Origin of the sequence: Leclercia adecarboxylata (genome assembly GCF_006171285.1) — a bacterium.
Classification (GTDB): Bacteria; Pseudomonadota; Gammaproteobacteria; order Enterobacterales; family Enterobacteriaceae; genus Enterobacter; species Enterobacter barmai.
On sequence record NZ_CP040889.1, the window covers coordinates 3798664 to 3821956 of the forward strand.

Annotated in this window: 19 protein-coding genes and 2 tRNA genes; 16 read left to right on the plus strand and 5 right to left on the minus strand. The window is 55.1% G+C overall.

What is annotated here, in order from left to right; genetic code table 11:
- Positions 1-125: 125 nt before the first annotated feature.
- The 3 genes from FHN83_RS19805 (at position 126) to yccX (ending at position 1826) form a co-directional block, all read left to right on the plus strand.
- Positions 126-683 carry a kinase inhibitor gene (locus FHN83_RS19805; RefSeq protein ID WP_039029431.1) on the plus strand — a complete coding sequence of 186 codons (558 nt, stop codon included), beginning with the start codon at positions 126-128 and terminating at the stop codon, positions 681-683.
- Positions 684-693: 10 nt separating this feature from the next.
- Positions 694-1482, plus strand: coding sequence for a helix-turn-helix transcriptional regulator (locus tag FHN83_RS19810; protein WP_039029430.1), 789 nt, complete (start codon positions 694-696; stop codon positions 1480-1482).
- Between the two features lie 62 nt (positions 1483-1544).
- Entirely contained in the window at positions 1545-1826 is a 282-nt protein-coding gene (yccX, locus tag FHN83_RS19815) for an acylphosphatase (RefSeq protein WP_039029429.1), read from the plus strand.
- Here the strand turns inward: yccX and tusE are convergent.
- The gene (tusE, locus tag FHN83_RS19820; RefSeq protein WP_032617485.1) at positions 1823-2152 is read right to left on the minus strand and encodes a sulfurtransferase TusE; all 330 of its coding nucleotides are present in this window, start codon (positions 2150-2152) and stop codon (positions 1823-1825) included. The genes yccX and tusE overlap by 4 nt on opposite strands.
- 86 nt (positions 2153-2238) lie before the next feature.
- Complete coding sequence (gene yccA, locus FHN83_RS19825) at positions 2239-2898, minus strand: FtsH protease modulator YccA (protein ID WP_039029428.1); 660 nt, start codon at positions 2896-2898, stop codon at positions 2239-2241.
- 267 nt (positions 2899-3165) lie between these two features.
- Here yccA and FHN83_RS19835 point away from each other — a divergent pair, with 267 nt between their 5' ends.
- From FHN83_RS19835 to FHN83_RS19860, 6 genes are all read left to right on the plus strand, one after another.
- The gene (locus FHN83_RS19835; protein WP_139564709.1) at positions 3166-4794 is read left to right on the plus strand and encodes an ABC transporter substrate-binding protein; all 1629 of its coding nucleotides are present in this window, start codon (positions 3166-3168) and stop codon (positions 4792-4794) included.
- A gap of 145 nt (positions 4795-4939) precedes the next feature.
- A tRNA-Ser gene (locus FHN83_RS19840) sits at positions 4940-5027 on the plus strand.
- Positions 5028-5266: 239 nt separating this feature from the next.
- Positions 5267-7264 (plus strand): BCCT family transporter, encoded by a 1998-nt coding sequence (locus FHN83_RS19845; RefSeq protein WP_039029426.1) that lies wholly within the window; start codon positions 5267-5269, stop codon positions 7262-7264.
- A gap of 65 nt (positions 7265-7329) precedes the next feature.
- Complete coding sequence (locus FHN83_RS19850) at positions 7330-8613, plus strand: DUF2254 domain-containing protein (protein WP_139564710.1); 1284 nt, start codon at positions 7330-7332, stop codon at positions 8611-8613.
- A 244-nt stretch (positions 8614-8857) separates the two neighbouring features.
- Positions 8858-9223 carry a hypothetical protein gene (locus FHN83_RS19855; RefSeq protein WP_039029424.1) on the plus strand — a complete coding sequence of 122 codons (366 nt, stop codon included), beginning with the start codon at positions 8858-8860 and terminating at the stop codon, positions 9221-9223.
- A 10-nt stretch (positions 9224-9233) separates the two neighbouring features.
- Positions 9234-11330, plus strand: a complete 2097-nt coding sequence (locus tag FHN83_RS19860) for a pyrroloquinoline quinone-dependent dehydrogenase (RefSeq protein ID WP_139564711.1) — start codon at positions 9234-9236, stop codon at positions 11328-11330.
- Positions 11331-11387: 57 nt separating this feature from the next.
- Here FHN83_RS19860 and FHN83_RS19865 read toward each other — a convergent pair whose 3' ends face one another.
- On the minus strand, positions 11388-13067 hold the full coding sequence (locus tag FHN83_RS19865; RefSeq protein ID WP_139564712.1) for a glycoside hydrolase family 43 protein: 1680 nt from the start codon (positions 13065-13067) through the stop codon (positions 11388-11390).
- A 64-nt stretch (positions 13068-13131) separates the two neighbouring features.
- Positions 13132-14571 carry an MFS transporter gene (locus tag FHN83_RS19870; RefSeq protein ID WP_171029947.1) on the minus strand — a complete coding sequence of 480 codons (1440 nt, stop codon included), beginning with the start codon at positions 14569-14571 and terminating at the stop codon, positions 13132-13134.
- Positions 14572-15083: 512 nt separating this feature from the next.
- On the opposite strand from FHN83_RS19870, the gene FHN83_RS19875 reads away from it, so the two are divergent.
- The 3 genes from FHN83_RS19875 to FHN83_RS19885 all read left to right on the plus strand — a co-directional run bounded on the left by FHN83_RS19875 (position 15084) and on the right by FHN83_RS19885 (position 17415).
- A complete protein-coding gene (locus FHN83_RS19875) occupies positions 15084-16463 on the plus strand; it encodes a carbohydrate porin (RefSeq protein WP_139564713.1) in 1380 nt (459 codons plus the stop codon).
- A gap of 267 nt (positions 16464-16730) precedes the next feature.
- A tRNA-Ser gene (locus tag FHN83_RS19880) sits at positions 16731-16818 on the plus strand.
- 135 nt (positions 16819-16953) lie between these two features.
- Positions 16954-17415, plus strand: a complete 462-nt coding sequence (locus FHN83_RS19885) for a transposase (RefSeq protein WP_139564714.1) — start codon at positions 16954-16956, stop codon at positions 17413-17415.
- A gap of 45 nt (positions 17416-17460) precedes the next feature.
- Here FHN83_RS19885 and FHN83_RS19890 read toward each other — a convergent pair whose 3' ends face one another.
- Positions 17461-18564, minus strand: coding sequence for an NADH:flavin oxidoreductase/NADH oxidase (locus tag FHN83_RS19890; RefSeq protein WP_139564715.1), 1104 nt, complete (start codon positions 18562-18564; stop codon positions 17461-17463).
- A gap of 904 nt (positions 18565-19468) precedes the next feature.
- Here FHN83_RS19890 and FHN83_RS29000 point away from each other — a divergent pair.
- The 4 genes from FHN83_RS29000 to FHN83_RS19905 all read left to right on the plus strand — a co-directional run bounded on the left by FHN83_RS29000 (position 19469) and on the right by FHN83_RS19905 (position 23293).
- The gene (locus FHN83_RS29000) at positions 19469-19738 is read left to right on the plus strand and encodes a fimbrial protein (RefSeq protein ID WP_341932740.1); all 270 of its coding nucleotides are present in this window, start codon (positions 19469-19471) and stop codon (positions 19736-19738) included.
- A gap of 32 nt (positions 19739-19770) precedes the next feature.
- The gene (locus FHN83_RS29005) at positions 19771-20028 is read left to right on the plus strand and encodes a fimbrial protein (protein ID WP_419146394.1); all 258 of its coding nucleotides are present in this window, start codon (positions 19771-19773) and stop codon (positions 20026-20028) included.
- 59 nt (positions 20029-20087) lie between these two features.
- Complete coding sequence (locus FHN83_RS19900) at positions 20088-20750, plus strand: molecular chaperone (protein WP_138368575.1); 663 nt, start codon at positions 20088-20090, stop codon at positions 20748-20750.
- Positions 20751-20854: 104 nt separating this feature from the next.
- The gene (locus tag FHN83_RS19905; RefSeq protein ID WP_139565463.1) at positions 20855-23293 is read left to right on the plus strand and encodes a fimbria/pilus outer membrane usher protein; all 2439 of its coding nucleotides are present in this window, start codon (positions 20855-20857) and stop codon (positions 23291-23293) included.

The following is a 23293-nucleotide window of genomic DNA, read 5'->3' on the forward strand; positions in this document are numbered from 1 at the left end:
TGGCCAGTGGCAATCATCTGCGGACACTATTGAGCGTTTCGGCACATTTTAAAATCGGTCAGGCACATTATGAGTGTGTCGCAGGCTTTACAGTGTGGTTTCCGGTTCAGCAAAAGGAGACAACAATGAAAAAGCATATTGCCATCGCCGTCAGCGCCCTGGCGACAATCAGTTTTACGGTTTCTGCAGCCCTGCCGTTTAGCCTCAGCAGCCAGGATATCGCCAACGGTCACCCCTTAACGCAACAGCAGGTCTTTGCCGGGTTCGGCTGCCAGGGGGGCAATGCCTCGCCACAGTTGGCCTGGCAAAATCCACCCGCAGGCACAAAAAGCTTCGCCATTACCGCCTACGATCCTGACGCACCCACCGGCAGCGGCTGGTGGCACTGGACGCTGGTCAACATTCCCGCTAAGACGCAGAGCCTGCCTTCAGGTGCCGGGAAAACGAACAGCGATAAATTACCGGCGGGAGCGGTGCAGGGACGTAATGATTTCGGTTATGCTGGCTTCGGCGGGGCATGTCCGCCTGAAGGGGATAAACCGCACCCTTATCAGTTCACCGTCTGGGCGCTGAATGTGGAAAAACTGCCGCTCGACGGCAACGCCAGCGGGGCACTGGTTGGCTTTATGCTCAACAGCCACATGCTCGCGAAAGCACAATTAACCGCAACATACGCACGATAAAGGTGGCCCGGTGCAGGAGTTTCATTTTCAACATAACCATCTGACAGCGGCTGAGGTCAATGCCAGCAAAATGCATCGCCTGCACCACGTAAAGCTCTTCTACCCGGCCATCTGTCATATTACGCACGGCAGTAAGGTGATTATCCAGGATGAGAGGCGCTTAGTGGCGACGCCGGATGAGCTCATTATCATTCCGGCGAACACCCCGATGGAGATCATTAACCAGCCTGCGCAGGACGTGTTTCATTCCGATCTGCTGCTGTTATCCCCCGACCTCATCGCCGAGTTTAAAACGCGTTATCTGCAATCCTGGCCGCGCGCAAAAACGGACTCACTCTGTGCTCCGCTCAGCGAAGGACTCGCTTTCATGTGGGGCAACCTGCTGCACGCGGTGCGGCATAATTTTTCGGATGAGCTGCAAAAGCACCAGGCCTTTGGGCTCCTGCTGGCGCTGCTGCATGATGGGGTGGCCGGTCCGCTGCTGATCGAGCGAAATATCAATCTTACCGAGCAGGTGCGGCATTTCATTATGCTGGCGCCCGCCCGGGCATGGACTGCTCATGATGTGGCCAGTCGTCTGGCCTTAAGCGTGCCGACCTTACGCCGACGCTTACGGGAAGAGTCGCAAAGCTTTCGCCAGATCGTGGAGGAGGTGCGTATGGCGGTTGCGCTCTCTCAGCTGCAGTCGACCCGTCTGCCCATTGGCGAGATCGCCATGCAGTGCGGGTATCTTTCCAGCTCCCGATTTACGGCCCGTTTTCGTCAGCATTACGGCTGTTTACCCAAAACGCTGCGCTAATTCTCCGGCCATAATTTGCTATTCTTTGGGTTCAGAGCCAGGCATGGATAAGGGGAAGGAGTATGGCAAAAGTCTGCATCATCGCGTGGGTTCACGGCACGGTTCAGGGGGTTGGCTTTCGATACAGCACGCAGCGTGAAGCCACTGAGCTGGGGCTGACCGGTTACGCGCGCAACATGGATGACGGAAGCGTCGAGGTGGTGGCGTGCGGGGAGGCGGAGCAGGTCGATAAACTGCTCGACTGGCTTAAGGCGGGCGGGCCACGCATCGCCCGGGTCGAAAAGGTTCTCTCAGAACCGCATCAACCCGGCCGGGAATACGTGAATTTCGGTATTCGCTATTAAATGCACTTCACGGGCTTAGGCAGACCGGCGATTTTGGTCGCCTGTTTTGCCGGGCCTTTCGGGAACAGGCGGTAAAGATAGCGGCTGTTGCCTTTCTCCTCGCCGTACTTATTGGCCATTGCTTTCACCAGCATGCGGATGGCGGGGGAGGTGTTAAATTCCAGATAGAAATCACGCACGAAGCGCACCACTTCCCAGTGCTCTGGCGTCAGGGCGATAGACTCTTTTTCGGCAATCACAGCCGCCAGCCCTTCGCTCCACTGGCTGGTCTCTTTCAGATAGCCTTCGCTATCGGTCTCAATCTCTTTACCTTCAAAGTTCAGCATAATCATCACGGGTTTATCGAAAACCGCGGCAGTTTACCAAAAAAGAAAGCCCCGCATAAGCGGGGCTCGTTATACAGCACTGTCGGTTAATCGCGGCTCGCAAAGCCCAGGATGCTCAGCAGGCTGACGAAGATGTTATACAGCGACACATACAGGCTCACGGTGGCGCGGATGTAGTTGGTCTCGCCGCCATGAATGATGTTGCTGGTTTCCATCAGGATCGCCCCGGAGGAGATCAGGATGAACACGGCGCTGATAGCCAGGTGCAGAGCCGGCAGCTGCAGGAAGATATTTGCAACCATACCGATCAGCACCACGACGATGCCCGCCATCAGCATACCGCCGAGGAAAGACATGTCTTTACGGGTGGTCAGTACGTAGGCAGAGCAGCAGAAGAACACCGCAGCCGTACCACCCAGCGCCAGACCGATCAGGTCGCCCATACCGGCAGACAGGTAGGTGTTAAGCATTGGCCCCAGGATGTAGCCCAGGAAACCGGTGAAGGCGAAGGCGGACAGAATGCCTACCGGCTTATCCGCGGTTTTGTAGGTCAGGAACATCAGACCATACATGCCGACCAGGGTGAGGATCAGCCCCGGTGACGGCAGCATCAGCACGGTGCTGGCAGTTGCCGTCAGCGCGGAGAAGGCCAGCGTCAGGCTGAGCATAAAGTAAGTATTGCGCAGCACCTTGTGGGTGCTGAGTAGCGATGTGCGGTCGCGTGAAGAACTAATAATACGATCCATGAGTCACTCTCTTATGACAGATGTAATTAACGGCAAGAATAGAAAACGACGCGCCGGTTACAAAGTGGTTTTACCCATCTTTACTCAACGTCTTAGGCCTCGATATAGCATGATGTGTTCCATAACGCCTTTAACGCAGAATGAACCCCGGTTTGTCAGGATTAATCAGATCAAGCTCTTATAGGTCACTGAAATATATTGCCTTATTCCAGCCGCAGCGCTAAGAGTTATTTTGCATCGTCAAAACTAAACTATAAGGCGAAGGACATGAAACCCTCATCACACGTAACATTTACCCTCTCTTTGCTGACAGCAGGCATCCTGTGCGCAAGCGCAACGGCGTTTGCAGCCAGCGTGCCAGCAGGAACCGAGCTGGCTGAGAAGCAGGAACTGGTCAGGAATAATGGCAATGAGCCGGCATCGCTCGATCCGCATAAAGTCGAAAGCGATGTCGAATTCAATATTATCAGCGATTTGTTCGACGGGCTGGTCAGCGTCTCGCCGCAGGGGGAGATCCAGCCGCGGCTGGCCGAGAAATGGGAGAACAAGGACAACACCGTCTGGACCTTCCATTTGCGCCCGGGCATTACCTGGAGCGACGGCACGGCCATTACCGCCCAGGACGTGGTCTGGAGCTGGCAGCGGCTGGTGGATCCGAAAACCGCCTCGCCGTACGCCAGCTATCCGGGCAATATGCACGTGGTTAACGCCGCCGATATCGCCCAGGGCAAAAAGGCCCCCGACACCATGGGCGTGAAGGCGCTGAACGACACCACGCTTGAAGTGACGCTGACCCAGCCCAACGCGGCGTTCCTGGCCATGCTGGCGCACCCGTCGCTGGTGCCGGTGGATAAGGTCCTGATTGGCCGCTATGGCGATAAGTGGACGAAACCGGAGCACTTTGTCAGCAGCGGCGCCTATAAGCTCAGCCAGTGGGTGGTCAACGAGCGGATCATCGCCGAGCGCAACCCGCGCTACTGGGACAACGCCCATACCGTCATCAACAAGGTGACGTATCTGCCGATCACCTCTGAAGCCGCCGATGTTAACCGCTACAAGGCGGGGGAGATCGATATTGCCTACACCCTGCCGATCAACCAGTTTGCCCAGCTGCAAAAGACGCTGGGTAAAGAAGTAGATGTCTCACCGCAGCTGGCAACCTACTACTACGAATTCAACACCACCCGTCCGCCGTTTAACGATCCGCGCGTGCGTAAGGCGCTGAACATGGCCCTGGATAAAGACATTATTGCCGGGAAAGTGCTGGGGCAGGGGCAGCGTCCGGCGTGGGTCATTAGCCAGCCGGATATCGGCGGAGTGCAAATAAAAAATCCGGATTACGCCAGCTGGCCGATGGATAAACGCATCGCTGAGGCGAAAAAGCTGCTGACCGAAGCGGGCTTTAACGAGGGCCATCCGCTGAGCTTTAATCTGCTCTATAACACCTCGGAATCACACCAGCGTATTGCCATCGCCGTAAGCTCAATGTGGAAGAAAAACCTCGGGGTAGAGGCGAAGCTGCAAAACCAGGAGTGGAAAACGATGCTGGATACCATGCACACCCACAACTTTGATGCGGTGCGCTACGCCTGGATTGCCGATTACGACGATGCGGCGACCTTCCTGAACAACTTCCGCACCGGCGACAGCGAGAACACCAGCCAGTACAGCAATCCGGCCTATGACGAAGCGCTGGTCAACGCCGCCAAAGCCAAAACCACCGCCGAGCGCGGAGCATTCTACCAGCAGGCGGAAGATCTGCTGGCGCGGGATGTTCCGGCGATCCCGGTCTATCACTACGTGCGTACCCACCTGGTGAAGCCGTGGATAGGCGGATTTACGCCGGATAAGCTCGGGTACTACTTCACAAAGGAAATGTACATCAAAAAGCACTAAGGGTCATTACTGAGATCCGGTGCTGAGAAAATGGCCAATGCGTTGTCTATTCAACCGATTAAACAGGTTTTGGCTATTTTTCAGGCGAACGATTGGGTTCATACTTTACAGCGCACACGGAGGTGTTTATAGTTCGCCTCACTTAGGAAGCGTGGCCGAGCGGTTGAAGGCACCGGTCTTGAAAACCGGCGACCCGAAAGGGTTCTAGAGTTCGAATCTCTACGCTTCCGCCAAATTTGAAAGCCCTGCGATAGCAATATCGCGGGGCTTTTTCTTTTATCGTGTTACCAAAGAATGACGTAATGTCAGCCAGATTCAGACCCGCACTGAATAAAATTAACCCCAGAAAACTCAGGAGCATAAAAAAGTAACTCTGCCATCATCAACTGCACAAGCAGACTCGTTTTGCTAAGCTGAAAGAGATGATTCCTCTCATCCGGAGCGGTTTCAGTTTTAATGGAATACATAACATATGAGTGAAAATACCCCCATCCCAAAGCAGTCCACAAGCAAGATTAACAAAGCGGTCTTCTATACATCTGCTTTGTTAATTTTCCTTCTCGTTGCATTTGCAGCGATTTTCCCTGACGTTGCCGACAAAAATTTCAAACTGCTGCAGCAGCAGATATTCACTAACGCCAGCTGGTTCTACATCCTGGCGGTCGCGCTGATATTACTGAGCGTGACGTTTCTTGGTTTGTCTCGCTACGGCGATATCAAGCTGGGTCCCGATCATGCCCAGCCCGATTTCAGTTATCACTCTTGGTTTGCCATGCTGTTTTCCGCAGGGATGGGGATAGGCCTGATGTTCTTCGGCGTCGCCGAGCCGGTCATGCACTATCTCTCTCCGCCGGTAGGCACCCCCGAGACCGTTGCCGCTGCCAAAGAAGCAATGCGGCTAACCTTCTTCCACTGGGGGCTTCACGCCTGGGCTATCTATGCCATCGTTGCGTTGATCCTCGCCTTTTTCAGCTACCGCCATGGCCTGCCGCTGACGTTGCGCTCGGCGCTCTATCCTATCATCGGTGACAAAATTTATGGGCCGATAGGCCACGCCGTCGATATTTTTGCCGTTATTGGCACCGTTTTTGGGGTGGCGACCTCGCTGGGCTATGGCGTATTGCAGGTGAATGCCGGGCTTAATCATCTCTTCGGTGTGCCGGTTAATGAAACGGTGCAGGTGATCCTGATCGTCGTCATCACCGGTATGGCGACCATTTCCGTGGTCTCCGGGCTGGATAAAGGCATCCGCATCCTGTCCGAGATTAATCTGGGTCTGGCCTTGCTGCTGTTGGCGCTGGTGTTGTGCCTGGGGCCTACCGTCCTGCTGCTGAAATCTTTCGTTGAAAACACGGGCGGCTATCTCTCTGAACTGGTAAGTAAGACGTTCAACCTTTACGCCTACGAGCCAAAATCCAGCAACTGGCTGGGAGGCTGGACGCTGCTGTACTGGGGCTGGTGGCTCTCCTGGTCGCCCTTTGTCGGGATGTTTATTGCCCGAGTCTCCCGCGGCAGAACCATTCGTGAATTCGTGACCGGCGTGCTCTTTGTCCCTGCGGGTTTCACCCTGATGTGGATGACCGTTTTCGGCAATAGCGCGATTTATCTCATCATGAGCCAGGGGGCAACCGATCTGGCGAACACGGTGCAGCAGGATGTGGCGCTGGCGCTGTTCAATTTCCTCGAGCACTTCCCGTTCTCATCCATACTGTCGTTTATCGCCATGGCGATGGTCATTGTCTTCTTTGTCACCTCAGCCGACTCGGGTGCAATGGTGGTGGATACGCTGGCGTCCGGCGGCGAGCCGAATACGCCCGTCTGGCAGCGTATTTTCTGGGCCGCGCTGATGGGGGTGGTGGCGATTGCGCTGCTCCTTGCAGGTGGGCTAAGCGCGCTGCAAACGGTCACCATTGCCAGCGCGTTACCGTTTTCCGTCATCCTGCTTATCTCCATCTACGGGCTGTTGAAGGCGCTGCGTCGTGATTTAACCAAGCGCGAGAGCCTGAGTATGGCGACTATCGCGCCCACCGCAGCCCGCAATCCAATTCCGTGGCAGCGGCGTTTACGTAATATCGCCTATCTGCCGAAGCGCTCCCTGGTGAAACGCTTTATGGATGAGGTGATCCAACCGGCGATGACGCTGGTTCAGGAGGAGCTGCAAAAGCAGGGCACGGTGAGCCGAATCAGCGATGTGCCGGACGATCGTCTTCGTCTGGAAGTGGATTTAGGCAATGAGCTGAACTTTCTCTATGAAGTCAGGCTGCGTGGCTATAACTCGCCGACTTTCGCCCTGGCGGCTATCGATAACGACGAACAGCAGGCGGAGCAGCACAGATACTACCGTGCAGAAGTCTACCTCAAAGAGGGGGGACAGGATTACGATGTCATGAGCTGGACTCAGGAACAGCTGATCAACGACATTCTTGACCAGTACGAAAAGCATCTGCACTTCCTGCATCTGGTTCGTTAATCTTCCGGTGCCGCCAACCCTGGCGGCATTTTTTTTGCCCTGCAACTGACGAAGAGAGGTCAACGATGATGTCGCGCTGGCGGTGGATACTGGCACAGGTCTTTAAAAAACTCTGGTTCAGGGCAACGCTGTTCGCCATTGCGGCCATTATCACCGCGCTGCTATCCATCGTCTTTAAGTCGATGATCCCGGAGTCCTTATCGGTCAAGGTGGGCGCCGAAGCGGTAGACAACATCCTTAATATCCTCGCTTCAAGCATGCTGGCGGTGACCACCTTTTCCCTCAGCATTATGGTCTCAGCCTACGGGTCAGCGACAACAAATGTTACCCCCAGGGCCACGCGCCTTGTTGTCGAAGATGTCACTACCCAAAACGTACTGGCCACCTTTATCGGCTCGTTTCTGTTCAGCCTGGTAGGGATCATCGCCCTGAATATGGGCGCATACGGGGAACGGGGGCGGGTGATTCTATTTTTCGTCACCCTGATCGTTATTGCGCTGATTCTGTTAACGCTGCTGCGCTGGATCCAGCATCTGACCTCCCTTGGACGCGTCGGCGAGACAACCAAAAAAGTGGAGGATGCGGCGTTAGAAACCTTTATTGAATGCGCCAAAAACCCCTGTCTCGGCGGCTTTCCCTGGCCTGAGAGCGACACGCAGCCAAAAGGCACCACTGCTCTTTTTCCCCGGGATATTGGATACGTTGAATATATTGACGTCGACAGGCTTCAGGCGCTGCTGTCCGACAGTTCGTTGCATGTCTATCTGGTGGCGCAACCGGGCAGCTTCGTTCATCCTTCCCGGCCCCTGATCTACGTGACCGATAGCGTAGACGCGGCACTCAGTTCAGCGATCCTGTCAGCAGTTCGCGTGTCTGACGTGCGCTCCTTTAATCAGGACCCCCGTTTTTGCCTTTGCGTGCTGGCGGAAATTGCCTGCCGCGCACTTTCGCCCGCGGTGAACGATCCCGGAACCGCCATTGACGTTATCGGCCGCGGGGTGCGGGTACTATCTGAATATGCCCGCCACGCCAGCACCGGGAGCGAGGTGAAATTCCCTGCCGTTCACGTGGCACCTCTGCGGGACTGCGACCTGATGGAAGACTTTTTTTCACCCATCGCGCGCGACGGCGCGGCGATGCGGGAAATACAGCTGAGAGTGCTGAAAAGCCTCAGCATGCTGAGCTGCGGCTGGCCCGAACGCTTTGGCTCAGCCGCAGCGGGCATGGTCGAGGAGATGAAAGAGCGCATAGAAATCACGCCCTTTATTGCGTCAGATAAACAACGGCTGAGAGCGGCCTGTCACGCTTTGTTTCCGGAGGCGGGATCTCCTCGTGACGTGCAGAGCTGAACGTCGTCTTGCTGCCATCCCCGGTTAACAATGCGTGCTTTACGCCTGGTTACTGCCTGGCTTTCAGGCGTTTGAGCGTCCCCTTTAAAAACCTTCTTCTATACTCATTTACGTTCAGTGATCTATGCCGCTGTTTTCCTTAACTGCCTGAGTTTTTAGCTATTGCCCATGCACACAACAGCCGCATCCATCCGGGAACAGGACATATTGGCTCATTTTTATTTTTGATAGGGGACTTCCTGGTATGTTGCATTCTCATCCCTCCCGTACCGGCAGCATTTTGCTGTTGCTGGCTGCGGTCATTGGCTTCGCGGTGGCGTTATACGCCTGGCTGACGCCCCTTACCGGCGTCACCGGTACCATTGGTGCGCTGGGCGTCGCCATAGCCTGCGCCGTGCTGGCGGTACTGACCTTTATACTGCGTGCCGCATCCGGTCGCGGCGGGCGTATATTCCTGATTATTGTCACTCTTGTGGTTCTGGCTGGTACGGGTTTTGCGGCCGCGCTGCTGCACCAGTACATCATAACGGCAGCCATGGTGGTCGGCCTGATTGGTCTGATTATGCTGAGCAGCACTTCCGTTCACCACCATCCCCGCGTCAGAGCCTGAGGAGCCACCCGTGCATAACGATAAACACTACCCGTTAATGAAAGTCAGCATGACAGCGCTGGCACTGCTGATCGCGCCACTCTCACTGCATGCGCAGGATAAAGCCGCTGAGGCCTCTCAGGGAACGCAGGAAGAGCTCAACGTGGATGCGGCCGACCAGCAGGCGCCGGGCACCACCAAAACCACCGATGACGCCGCAAGCGGAAAAAGTGAAGGGCAGTCCGTGGCCTCGGCAGAGCATCCGGGGACGCCGCTTGTGCCTTCCACCGCCACCTGGGACAGCTTCCACGGGCAGCTTAATGCCCAGAAATACAGCCCGCTGACCCAGATCACCGCAGAGAACGTCGGAAAATTAAAAAAAGTCTGGGAGTTTCATACCGGCGATGTATCGGATGGTAAAGGCGATACCCCGGCGACCGTCTGGTCAGCCACGCCCATCTTCGCCAACGACACCCTCTACATCGGCACCCCTTTCGATCGCCTGATTGCGCTCGACCCGGGCACCGGGAAAGAGAAGTGGCACTATGACACCAAATCGCCGCGCAAGGCGCTGACCCAACCGGTGCTGAAGAACCGCGGTGTCTCTTACTGGCAGGCTAAAAACCCGGTCGCCGGTGAAGCCTGCCAGAAGATTGTCTATATGGGCACCGTTGACGGTAAGCTCTACGCCCTTGACGCCGACTCCGGCAAGCCGTGCAGCAACTTTGCGGACAACGGCGTGCTGAACGTAAATCAGTGGAACACGGTGAACGCTAAATTCCCGCTCTCCATCCTGCAGCCGCCGACGGTGGTGGGTAACCATCTGCTGGTGGGCTGGGCTGGTAAAGACTGGGCCTATGCCGAAGCGCCTCCGGGCACCGTATTTTCCATCAACGCCCAGACCGGCGAGCGGGAATGGTCCTTCGAGGCGATTCCAGCCGAAATCCGCCAACGCACGGGGACCGCTAACGTCTGGACGCACATGTCCGCCGACGAAGCCAACGGTCTGGTCTATCTCCCGGTCTCCTCCCCATCGCCTAACTACTGGGGCGGTAACCGTGTCGACGCGATCCCGCTTGGCACCTCGACAACCGCGCTGGACATCAATACCGGTAAAGTGGTCTGGTCCCGCCAGTGGGTGCATCATGACGTCTGGGATTACGATATCAACTCCGCGCCAACGCTGATGGATATCACCGTTGATGGCAAGCAGATCCCGGCGCTGATTCAGGCCACCAAGCAGGGCTTCCTGTTTGTGGTTAACCGCCTGACCGGGGAGGACGTCTGGCCTATCGAAGAGCGTCCGGTCCCGCAGGGCGACGGTTCTGTACAGGGTGAAAAACTTTCGCCAACCCAGCCGTTCCCGACGAAGCCTGCGCCGCTGCTCGATCAGTCGAAAAAGCCGGAGATCTGGAAACTGGCCGATATAGTCGGGGCCGGTCAGTGCTCACGCCTGTGGGATAATCTGACCTATGAGGGCATGTACACCCCACCAACCACCAAAGGCGAGGGCGCGCTGACCTATCCCGACAGCGCCGGTGGCGTGCAGTGGGGCGGGGTGGCGTTCGATCCGAATAAACAGATCGCTATCGTCAACACCTCACATATCGTTCAGTACGTGAAGCTCTACAGCCGTGAAGATTACGATAAGGCCGATAAAGACTCCGGCAACGAGAGTGGTTTTGCGCCGCAGGAAGGCGCGCCGTACGGTATGCGTCTGCTGGTGGCCAATAACTGGCTGGGTATGCCGTGCTGGAAGCCACCTTTTGGTGAGATTGTCGCGCTGGATATGCATACCGGTGACGTGAAGTGGCGCCGTCCGGTGGGGGCTTCGCAGCAATACGGCTTCTTTATGCCGGAAAGCTGGGGCTCGCCAACTATCGGCGGCCCGGCGATCACCGCGGGTGGGGTGATCTTCATCGGTGCCTCTATGGATGCCAAAGTACGTGCTTACTCGGTGGAGAGCGGGGAAGAGCTGTGGTCCGATCAGGCTGAAGCCCCGGCGGTTGCCAACCCGTCAGTCTATGAATATAAAGGCCGTCAGTATGTGGCTTTTGTCGCGGGCGGGAACACTATCCTGAAGGATCAGGTGGGCGACCAGGTTGTTGTTTACGCGTTGCCTGAATAATTCCACAACGCGCAATATCACTGTAATGGGGCCCGCGGGCCCCTTTTTTGTCAGTCTTTAATTAAACCGTGACTCGCTTGCGTCCCGGCTATACTCGCCGTTTGCAGTCAAGGTATCGCCCAGTTCCTGATAGACGAAATCATAAAAATCTGCGCTGGCATCGTAACCAGAGTAATCGACGACCGCGAGGCCCACGAACGCCCCGGTAAAGAACCCGCCATAGCTTTGCAGGACATAATCATCTGAGAGAACGGCGGCATCCAGTTTGACAGGGATCTCGGTGAACGTGACGCCATCAAAGCTGTATTCGTAGGTATAGGTTTCCTTACGGACTTTCGTGCGGAACCAGACGTATTCTGTTCCCTGCGGAATTTTGATCGCGTTATCTTTCAGGTAAGAGGTATATTTTCCGCGGTTATTTTCCCCTATTTCGATAACGGCACCGTTAATTTCATTCCAGGTGATGAATACGAAGCTCCAGTGACGATCGTTATAATAATTCGTCAGGCCAGCCATCTGCTGATAGCTAAATGGATTGAATTTAACTTTAACCTGAGCATCAAAATAGAAGGCCTGCCAGCGGCGGGCAATCAGAGAAAGATCGTGAGTATTAGCTAAAGAACCCTGGCCGTTTAACGTCAGTTTTCCGTCGCCCGTTGTGCCCATTTTTTCGGTGAACGGGACGCGAAGCGTGTTCCAGTTAATATCGAGCGTCGCAGTGTTAAAATCATCGCGCTGGCTATGATCTTGTGCGCTTTCGGTGTAAATGGCATCGGCAGGGCCTTCGACAAAGGTTTTACCCCCATGGCCGCCTTCAATGCGTGGCCAGCCCGCTTCATCCCAGTACACTTTCTGGATAGAGGTTTCCCGGCCCAGAGTTGACCAGCCCCGGGGATCGTAGGCTGACTCACCCGGGCGATTCCACGGCCGTGCGCAGAGCGAGGCGTAATACCATTCACCGCCAGGGGTGGAAACTAACGCACCATGACCCTGTTTCTGAATATAGCTGTCCGGAGTATCGACGTTCGTCAGGAATACCTCTCCTGGCTCGGTTTCAAAGCTATCGGCCTCTAAAGTTTTTGAACGGGCAACCACCTCCTGGTGGGTGAACACCGTCCCCCCCTGAGCGGCGAAAAGATAGTAATAGCCGTTCAGTTTATAAAGATGTGGCCCCTCAACCAGTGCAACGGCGGTGCCCCGGTAAATCGTTCGCGCTGTCTCTGGTTTTAATTTTAGCGTCTCGGTATTCAGCTCAGTTAACGTGATGCCGTTGAAGGGATGATGGTACTCGCGATGGTCCCAGGTTTGTTGAACCAGATATTTACGCCCATCGTTGTCATGGAAGAGTGAGGCATCGAAACCGACACCGTTAAGTTTGACAGGATCGGACCAGGGACCCCGAATATCGGTGGCGGTGGTCAGGTAGTTTTTCATGTCCTTGAAGGCACCTTCGGTGATTTTCACGTCCGTGTACACCAGCCAGAATTTGCCATCGGCGTAAGAGAGCGCCGGTGCCCAAATCCCACCGGAAGAGGGATTTCCTTTCATATCTAAAAGCGCTGTCGTTGATAATGGGCTGGGCAGAAGATCCCAGTTTTTTAGGTCTTTTGATTCATGCAGACGCACGCCAGGGAACCACTCAAAGGTTGAGTTGGCGATGTAGTAGGTGTCTTTTACACGAATAATGCTTGGGTCCGGGTTAAAACCAGGCAGTACAGGGTTCTGGATAAGCGACATATCATTCTACCTTTTAACGTTTTCTGAATTTTATTTTTAAAGACTTTTTAGTTCATATTCGAAATTACACGCGGATCTCATCAAGCTGGCGATTGATATCGGTGACATGTTTATCGGAGATGGGATAAATGTGAATGACGATCATCGAGATAAAAGCTAAAGCAATGGGGATCCAGACTGCGGTGATAATAATGCCGTCGATTGCACTCGCACTTTGCTGGGCCCCGGTTTCGCTAAATCCATAGGCTGCGAGTAACCAGAGTGGAATTGCGCCGCCGATAGTAAATCCAATTTTGAAAAAGAGCCCCATAATGGCATTGATGATGGCGGCATTGCGCTTGCCTGATTTTAATTCACCATAAGCGATCACTTCCGGCACCAGTGCCCACATGAATCCGGTCGCCGAGGTTAAGCCCCACTGCTTGATAAAGGTGGCGATATACGCGAGCCAGAGGGCATCATGCATACCTTCGCGCGACCAGACGTAGGTCAGTAATTCGCCGACAATAAACATGCCGAGGAAAATGTGGAAGAATCCTTTTTTACCAAAAATCTTCTTCAGCTTAGGCCAGAAAATGGGGAACAGAATGCCGGGGATTGAGGCAACAAGGCCGACGGCGCCCATCCATTCGGAATGGCCGACAACAAACTGATTAAAAAAGCCATTCACGGTGTTCATGAAGAACATAAATGTGAATGCCAGCATGAAAAACAGGCCGAGAATAACCAGCGGGCGGTTATTTTTGAGTTCAAGGAAGAGGTCGGTGGTTTTAACGTTGGCCGTCTGCTCTGCTGAAGCCACAACGCGTTCTTTGGTGAATTTATAGCAAATGAACAGGGCAACTGCGCCGATGACCATATAGATCGAGTAAACGCCAAACCAGGCATAGTTCGCTGAGGGATCGGTATAGTTGCCCATATTGAGCTCAAGGCCAAAGAACCCGGTGTCCTTGAGGCTGCGATCCTTGGGCGAGGCCATCTGGACAAACATAGGGAAGAGGGTATAGACCAAAAGATTGGCGCTGTTGGCCAGCATCATTCGCGTACTGGTCAGTTTATCGATAGATTCAGGATCCCGGGTCAATGAGGCATTCAGTGAACCATAAGGAATGTTCACCACGGAATAAACCAGATCCAGAGCCAGATAAACAATAAAGGCAAAAGGCGCTGAACCTTTTACGCCAGGAATAGGTGCAAAAAGTAAAGCGGACAGAATAACGAGCGGAACGCCGGCTCTTAAAATCCACGGACGATATTTCCCTGCCGATGAACTTCTTTTGTCAACATAGGTTCCGACCATCGGATCCCAAAAAACATTGAGGATGCGTACAAAAAGAAAGATGAATCCCGCCGTCGCGGTACCGATGGTATTTACCGTCAACATGTGAAGCGCCAGAAAACCACCAATCGTGCCAAAGACCAGGTTTTGCGCAAAGTCGCCCATTCCATAGCCAATGCGCTCCCCACGAGATAATTTGTGATATTCATCATGCCGGCTATGCATTATGTTTTTACTCATTCTAATCCGATCTCCGATTTGTTTTATGAACGCGAAGCTCTTTCTGACACAGGAGGCCAGGGAGGATCCATTACGTTTTTAAATTAATTTATTATGTTTTTTTATTTCTGTGATCGTCGAGCACAGGTTCTATATAAAGCCATAAAATAGCTCTGGTGAAGCGGTGTCAATGTGCTGGAAATATAAGGGTGATTTTGCGACGAAGTTCACGTTTGAGCATTATCTTACCCGGATAGTGAAATAACGTAATTGAGCAACAGGCCAGGAAAATAGAGGGTATGTCTCAGCCGATCCTTGCCGCTACCTGAGAGCGCTCTCGCTTTAACAGTCAGCACGCATTATAAGTTTCAAAGAAGGAGATAGCCTTACGATAATTGTGTAAAACCTCTGGCCCTATAAAAATAAAAATCAACTTGTTCTGATGATAGCGACATATTCTGTCAATCCGGAACGGGGTGGTTATTGTCTGAATAAAATTTAAATATATTGAGATAACCATGAACATGATTAAAAAACTTCCATTAACAATGGCGGTTATCGCCGCGCTTTGCCCGATTTCTGTATTCGCCCAAGAATTTACGCAGGAGCAAATCGACGCCATTGTGGCCAAAGCGGTGGATAAAGCCCTGGCCGATCGCCAGGCGAAAATGGATGCCGCGGTGGCGAAAAAAGCCGACGTTATTAACGAGCCGCAGAGCGCCGCCCAGTCCCCGGATATGGCGATCCCGTTCGGGATTAAATTTACCGGCTATGCCCGCTACGGGGCGCACTTCCAGGCTGCGGATCAGAAGTACGTGGCGGTGGACGGCTCCTACAACGGCGCCTCGGCAATCGGCCGTCTGGGTAACGAAGGCAACGGCGGTGAGTTCCAGCTCTCCAAGGCCTTCAAGGGCGAAAACGGCGCCATCTGGGACGTCAACGTGATGATCGACCACTGGGGCGACGAAGTTAACCTGAAAAAAGCCTACGCGGGGGTGACCAACATTCTGGAATCCAACCCGAACGCCTATATCTGGGCGGGGCGTGACTTCCACCAGCGTCCGCAGCAGGGCATCAACGACTACTTCTGGATGAACCACGACGGCCAGGGCGCCGGGGTGAAGAACTTCGACATCGGCGGCGTGCAGTTTGACGTGGCCACCGTGGCGGCGGTCGAATCCTGCAGCCCGGAAGTGATGGACGATGAGGCCAACCCGTCGCGCATCACCTGTACCGGCGGCTCCGGCACCGGGGACAAGGGCAACTACGCGGCCACCTCCAAAATTCACGGCATGAAGCTCGGCCCGATCGACCTCGAGCTGTACGCCAACTACGGTTTTGACTCGAAGGCCATCGACACCGAAGAGCGGACCAACGCCTGGCAGGGCGGCGTGGTGCTGAGCCACACCAACGACAGCGGCGTGAACAAGGTGATCGCCCGTTACTCCGATAACTCTGACAACAGCGTGTTCAACAAAACCGAGGATCTGACCACGGTGTACGCCAGCTTCGAAGGGCTGCACAAGTTCACCCAGGCGACCCAGGTGGAGTACATTCTGGCCTTCCACGACTTTGATAACAGCCGCGACAAGACCGACAACCGCAAGAACTACAACGCCATCGTGCGCCCGATGCACTGGTGGAACGACGTGCACTCCACCTGGCTGGAAGCGGGCTGGCAGCATGTTGATTACGACAACGGCGGCGACAACAAGGGCTGGAAGCTGACCCTGTCGCAAAACATGTCCATCGCCATGGGCCCGGAATTCCGCCCGATGCTGCGCTTCTACGTCACCGGCGGCAAGGTGGATAACGAACGCACCGCCCGGGTGAACAACACCAAAGACGAAACCCTCGACGACTTCAACGTCGGCGCGATGTGGGAGGCGTGGTTCTGAGGTAAAAGCAAAACGGCAACCAGGTTGCCGTTTTTAGTGTTTGCACCCTCTCCCGGTGGGAGAGGGCCGGGGTGAGGGCATCAGGCCGCACACCCCCATTGCACCCGGCGGCGCTGCGCTTGCTCGGGCCTACTAAATTCGTAGGCCGGGTAAGCGTAGCGCCACCCGGCAATGGTATGCGAAAGACGCAAAAACCATCACATTATCAAATTCTTCAATTCACCCCTTTACATAGCGCGCAGAGATGTTTATAGTGCGCCTCACTTTGGAAGCGTGGCCGAGCGGTTGAAGGCACCGGTCTTGAAAACCGGCGACCCGAAAGGGTTCTAGAGTTCGAATCTCTACGCTTCCGCCAAATTCTGCAAAAAAGCCCGTGAAAACGGGCTTTTTTGTATCTAAAATTTGTACCTTTCTCACTCCGCCTCTTTTCAGTTATTCATTTTTCAGGTGAGGGCAACGCCCGCCCAGGTTCTGCGAAGGAAGAGACTCTATGAGCAGAAAGCGTTTTAAAGAGGAGCAAATCGCAGATTTTCTTCGACAGGCTAAAGAAGGCATGCCTGATAAGGCGTTGTGTGAACAATACGGTTTCAGTATCACTACGCTTCGACGCTGGAAAGAGCTGCACGACGGTGCTATCAGAAACAAACTAAAAAAAATGGAATCGATCGCAGCGGTGGTCTATTTAGCGATCATCGCCACTAGCGTGCTGCTTGCGATCGTTTTTGATAAGGTCGTTGGTGTCCTGTTCATATTCCTGATGCTGGGTTATTGCGTTTATTATATTGTTCAGTTTCGCAAGGTGTCCGGGTTATTTATCTCAGGTGATAATGTATTTCTCTCTCGCAGAGGATTAGGAGCGAGTAATGCATTTTATTTGTTTAGCTGGATCTTTGTTATTTTGTTTACGCTCTTCATCATTAGCTCAGCTGCTGTCGGCGTTTTTCGGGGCTGAGGCATAAAGCGTACCCGTGTGACCACGGGTACTTGCAGGGAAAAATCAGGACTTAAACAGGTTCTTCAGGGTGTGGGGCTGACAGCGCAGATACTGTTCCGGCGCATGCACCTGCGCACCCAGTGCCGCCGCCGCATGCCACGGCCAGCGTGGGTTGTAGAGCGCCCCTCGGGCGATGGCGATGATATCCGCATCCCCGCTCGCCACGATAGATTCCGCATGCTCCGGCTCGGTGATTAACCCCACCGCCACCACCGGAATGTTGACCGCCGCTTTAACCGCTCTTGCCAGCGGCACCTGATAGCCAGGATAGACAGCAATTTTCTGGTCAGGATGCAGGCCGCCGCTGGAGACGTGAATCGCGTCGACGCCGTGCGCTTCCAGCATCTCAGAGAACGCGACCGCTTCCTCGAGGTCAAATCCGCCGTCCACCCAGTCCGTCGCAGAGATACGCACGCTGATGGCTTTGTCCGCAGGGAAGACTTCGCGCACCGCATCGACAATCTCCAGCGGGAAGCGGGCTCTGTTTTCCAGCGAACCACCGTAATTATCCGTGCGCTGGTTAGAGAGCGGCGATAAGAACTGGTGCAGCAGATACCCGTGGGCGGCGTGGATCTGAATCAGATCAAAATTCAGTCTGGCGGCACGCTTAGCGGCCTCGATGAACTGATTGCGGATTTCGGCCAGGCCGTTGCTGTCGAGGGCCGTCGGCGGGATATAACCCTCGTTGTAGGGCACCGCCGAAGGGGCCAGGGTTTGCCAGCCACCCTGCCGATCGGGTGGGATCTGGCCCTGTTTTTCCCACGGTTTGTACGTAGAAGCTTTGCGGCCCGCATGAGCCAGCTGAATGCCTACAGGAATATTTGACCACTTACGAATCGTGTTAAGCACCTGGCCCATGGCTTCTTCGGTTTTATCATCATAGAGCCCGACGTCCGCGTAAGTAATGCGGCCTTCAGGGGAGACCGCTGCCGCCTCGATGGTCAGCAGGCCCGCGCCGGACAGCGCCAGTTGCCCAAGATGGAGAGTGTGCCAGTCATTCATACAGCCCTCTTCGGCGGAATACTGACACATGGGGGCGATCACGATGCGATTATCAAGTTCAAGATTGCGGATACGTAACGGTGTAAACAGCTTGGGTTGAGACATACATGTCACTCCAGATTGCAGCGTTAGAAACAGGGTGTTTAATGCTGGAATACTCAGCAATATAACGCAGGGATACCGGTAGATGAATGTTCATTTTATGCTACAAACGTATCCGGGTTAGGGCTTATGGACTTATCCGAGGCCGACAAGAAGCGCGTCAGCGTAAAGTTATTTAAGCCTGGCGGCATAAACGATACAGCACCATCAGCATCACGCTGATGGTGCTGGTTTTGCTGGCATGCTCTATTTTTTCTCGTCAGCATAGCGACGAGCGTTGTCATAAAGACCTGTACACATCAAATTCCCCTTTTTAAATTGTCCCCTGCCCACCATGGACAGGGGAAGATACAGCGCTTAATTTGTATTCTGCGCACGGTCATTATCAATATCACAAATTAATTCCGTAATCATCCCGCGTCACGATGAATATTTTAATGTAAACATTTACGCTGTGATTTTTATTTAAAATACCTCCTTAGGATTTTTCCTAATATTAATTTCACTGCTATTTTTACGGTCTGGGATGATTTCTTATGTAGCCATTTTAAACGCTTAAATGTTATATTTCTGTAGCTATATCTCACCATTGTGGTGCAACTCAATACAAAAATAACCATATTAATCAGGCATATCAATGTTGACATGTATACATTGATGGGCGCGCAGTTTTACGTCGCCGTGCAATGGTTGTGTTTTATTGTTACGGGAAATATCATTTTTCTGTGCGTAAAAGAATTAAACGTATTTTATTCATTAATAAAGGGCGATTAATCAGGGGAATAATGCACTCCGGTTAACCAGACGAGGCATTTTAATTTAAAGGGAAACGCATAAGGGATGAATGTCACGACCGGAGGGCTTCGGTCAACGTCATCATGAATAACAATTAAAGTTGAGTGTAATAATGAAAAATCACTTTCGCGTCGCCGCAGCCCTGATGGGCATTCTGGCTTCTGGTGCGGCATTTTCTAACAATATAACCACCAACCCGGGCGCTGCCGCAGGTACGCAAAGCACCGGCGGCGTCGTTGAGTTCAGCGGTGAAATCGTCGACAACTCCTGCGATGTCACCACCTCCAGCAAAGATGTGAAGGTGGATCTGGGGAAATGGAGCGCAAGCTATTTCACCGCAGCCAATGTCGAAACAACAAAAACCCCCTCAAAATTCAGATAGATAACTGCCCGACGTCGGTTAAGACGGTGGCGGTGCTGTTTGATGGTCAAAAAGATGCCGACGATGCCACGCTGCTGGCGGTAGCAGGCGGAGCGAAGGGCGTGGGCATTAAATTGTATAACGGCGGCGCATCCAGCTCGCAGGTCAACCTGGGGAGCGTGTCTGCCAGCGTTCCGGTGGCCTCCGGTAAAGCCACGGTGCCGTTTTTCGCTGACTACACCTCCACGGTGGCAACCGTCACCTCGGGTGCGGCCAACGGCGTTGCAAACTTCCTGATGGTTTACAACTGATCCCCGCATGAGCAGGCCCCGCGCCTGTTCATCTCTCTGACTTCGATGGTAATTGCACGATGAAACAGCTTCTTGCCGCTGTGATGGCCTCTTTTTTCCTGTTCTGCGCCAGCGCGCAGGCCGGCATCGTTATGGGCGGAACCCGCGTTATTTATCAGGAAGGTAAACGCGAGGCCGCCATTACGGTGACCAATATGGATACCCACGTTCCGTACCTGGTGCAGTCGTGGGTGGAAAACCTGGCTGCGGACGATAAACGCCCGGTGCCTTTTGTGGTGACACCGCCGCTCTTTCGCCTCGATCCCGAGCAGGAGAACGTCCTGCGAATCGGCTTTACCGGCGGGGCGCTGCCCGGTGACCGGGAATCGGTTTTCTGGCTGTGCGTGAAAAATATCTCCCCGACGCAAAAAGGGGAGTCCAACAAGCTGCAGATCAACGTCAAATCCAAATTCAAGCTCTTCTGGCGACCGAAAGGGCTGGGCGACGCAAAAGAGGCCTGGCAGAAGCTGACCTTTACCCGCAGCGGCAACCGGCTGGTGGCCCACAACCCGACGCCGTTTTACGTCTCATTTTACAGTCTGGCGGTTGGCGGAAAAGAGATCTTCGAGCCGGGGATGATCGCCCCGATGAGCAGCCAGACGTGGACGGTTAGCGGCACCGGGCAGGTGACGTGGCGCGCCATTAATGATTCGGGCGGTATCACTGACGCCGCGCAGCAGTAAACCGGGGAGCGAGGGTGAAAAAGCAGACATCACGCCGTCACCGCGCGCAGACGGCCTCGTCCGGCGGCGCGTTACTGCTGGCGACGGTTCCCACGGCGCTGTTTATGCTGTGCCGGCCCGGGCTGGTAAGGGCTGAGGATTATTTCGATCCGGCGGCGCTGGAGCTGAGCTCCCCGCAGCAAAAAACCGCCGACCTGCACTATTTTGCCTCTGCGGGCGGGCAGCAGCCCGGGACGTATCCGGTCAGCATCTGGGTCAACGGTCAGCAGGTGAGCGAGGGCAACATCACCTTTGTAGAAGAGAACGACAAACTGACGCCGGTACTGACGGCCCCGCAGCTGGCGGAATATGGCGTCAACGTCAGCGCGTTCTCGTCATTTGAACGGCTGCATGAAGGGGAGACCTTTACCCGCATCGGGGAATACATCCCGGATGCCAGCAGCGCGTTCGACTTCTCCACCCAGCGTCTCAATCTGAGCATTCCCCAGGCGGCGATGAACGTGCAGAGCCGTGGCTACGTCGATCCGGCGCGCTGGGATGAGGGGATTCCGGCCGCGTTTGTTGACTACACGCTCAGCGGATCGCAAACCGGGCAGTCCACTCATGACGGGCGCGCCACCTTCCTGAGCCTGCGCAGCGGCGTAAACCTTGGCCCGTGGCGGTTACGCAATACCTCGTCCATGCAGTATGACACCACCCGGCGCTGGAATTCGCTCAGCACCTGGCTGCAACGGGACGTTACGGCGCTGAAAAGCCAGCTGCGGATGGGGGATACTTACACCAGCGGCGACGTGTTCGACAGCGTGCAGTTTCGCGGCGTCCAACTGATGTCGAATGAGGAGATGCTCCCGGACAGCCAGCGCGGTTTTGCCCCGGTGATCCGAGGCGTGGCCCACAGCAACGCCAAAGTCACCGTCTCCCAGCACGGCTACGTGATCTACGAAACCTATGTCTCGCCCGGGGCGTTTGCCATCAAGGATCTCTACCCGACGGCGCAGAGCGGCGACCTTGAGGTGAAAGTGAAGGAGAGTGACGGGTCGGAACGCACCTTCACCCAGCCGTTTTCCTCCGTGCCGTTTATGCTGCGCGAGGGCCGGGTTAAATACAGCCTCAGCGCCGGGCGCTTTCATTCCGGTGAGGATGAGAGCCGCTCGCCAACCTTTATCCAGGGCACGCTGTTTTACGGCTTACCGGCCGCATTCACGCTCTATGGCGGCACGCAGCTTGCCGACGATTATCACGCCCTGGCCCTCGGGTTGGGGCATGGCTTGGGCGAGCTCGGATCTCTTGGCGCGGACCTGACGCTGGCAGGCACCGCCGCACCGTCCGGCAGGCGCTACAACGGCCATTCCCTGCGGGCGCAGTATCAGAAAAGTTTTGCCCGGGTGGGTACCACCTTCAGCCTCGCCAGCTATCGCTACTCCTCCAGCGGGTTTTACGACTTCAGCGAGGCGATGATGCTGGAGCGTCGCGACGGGCTGATTGACAACAAACGCAGCCGGGAAGAAATAGCCATCAGCCAGACCCTCGGCGATGTGGGGAACCTGTCGTTTTCCGCCTGGTCCCAGGATTACTGGCACAGCCAGAGCAGCGACAAAACGCTCCATGCCGGGTTTTACAGCGCCTGGAAAGGTATCTCCTGGGGGCTCGGCTACTACTACACCCGATCCAGCAGCCACAACAATCCCGATCGCTCCTGGTCGTTCAACGTCAATATTCCGCTGGGCGGCGCGCTGGCCAGCAGTTCCGTCAGCTACACCACCTCGTCGGATAACCGCGGCTACACCTCGCACCAGGCGGCGATGTACGGCTCGGTGCCAGAGAACCCGAACCTTTATTACTCGGTGCAGCAGGGCTACGCCCGCCAGGGGCAGGGGAGTAACAGCGGCGCTTCCCTTGATTACCACGGCGGCTACGGTCAGGCGCAGCTCGGCTATCGACGCGACCGCGACAGCAGCCAGCTCACCTGGGGAGCCTCGGGCTCCATCGTCGCGCACCCGCACGGCGTCACGCTGGGGCAAAATCTCGGCGACAGCTTTGCCATCGTGCGGGCACCGGGGGCCGCTAACGTGGCTGTCCAGAACGGCAGCAACGTCCACACCGACTGGCGAGGCTACGCGGTGGTGCCCACCCTGACGGCGTATCACAAGAACGTCATCACTCTCGATACCGAATCGATGACCAGCGACACCGACGTCGAACAGTTCGGCGCAACGGTGATCCCCGGCGGTGGAGCGGTGGTCGAGGCCAACTACCAGACCCATATCGGCCATCGCGTGCTGTTCACCCTGCATGACAAACAGGGCCCGGTGCCGTTTGGCGCCAGCGCGCAGCTGGCGGGTGATAATACCGCCGCCACCGGCATGGTCGCCGACGGTGGAACCGTCTATCTGAGCGGTATCCCGGATGACGGCACCCTGGAGGTGAGCTGGGATGACGACGGGGTGGCCCACCGGTGCACGCTGCCGTTCCACATTGCTGGCGGCCAGCAGGACGCGGTGAAGCGTATCTATGCCGCCTGTTTATCTCCCGGAGGAAATTAA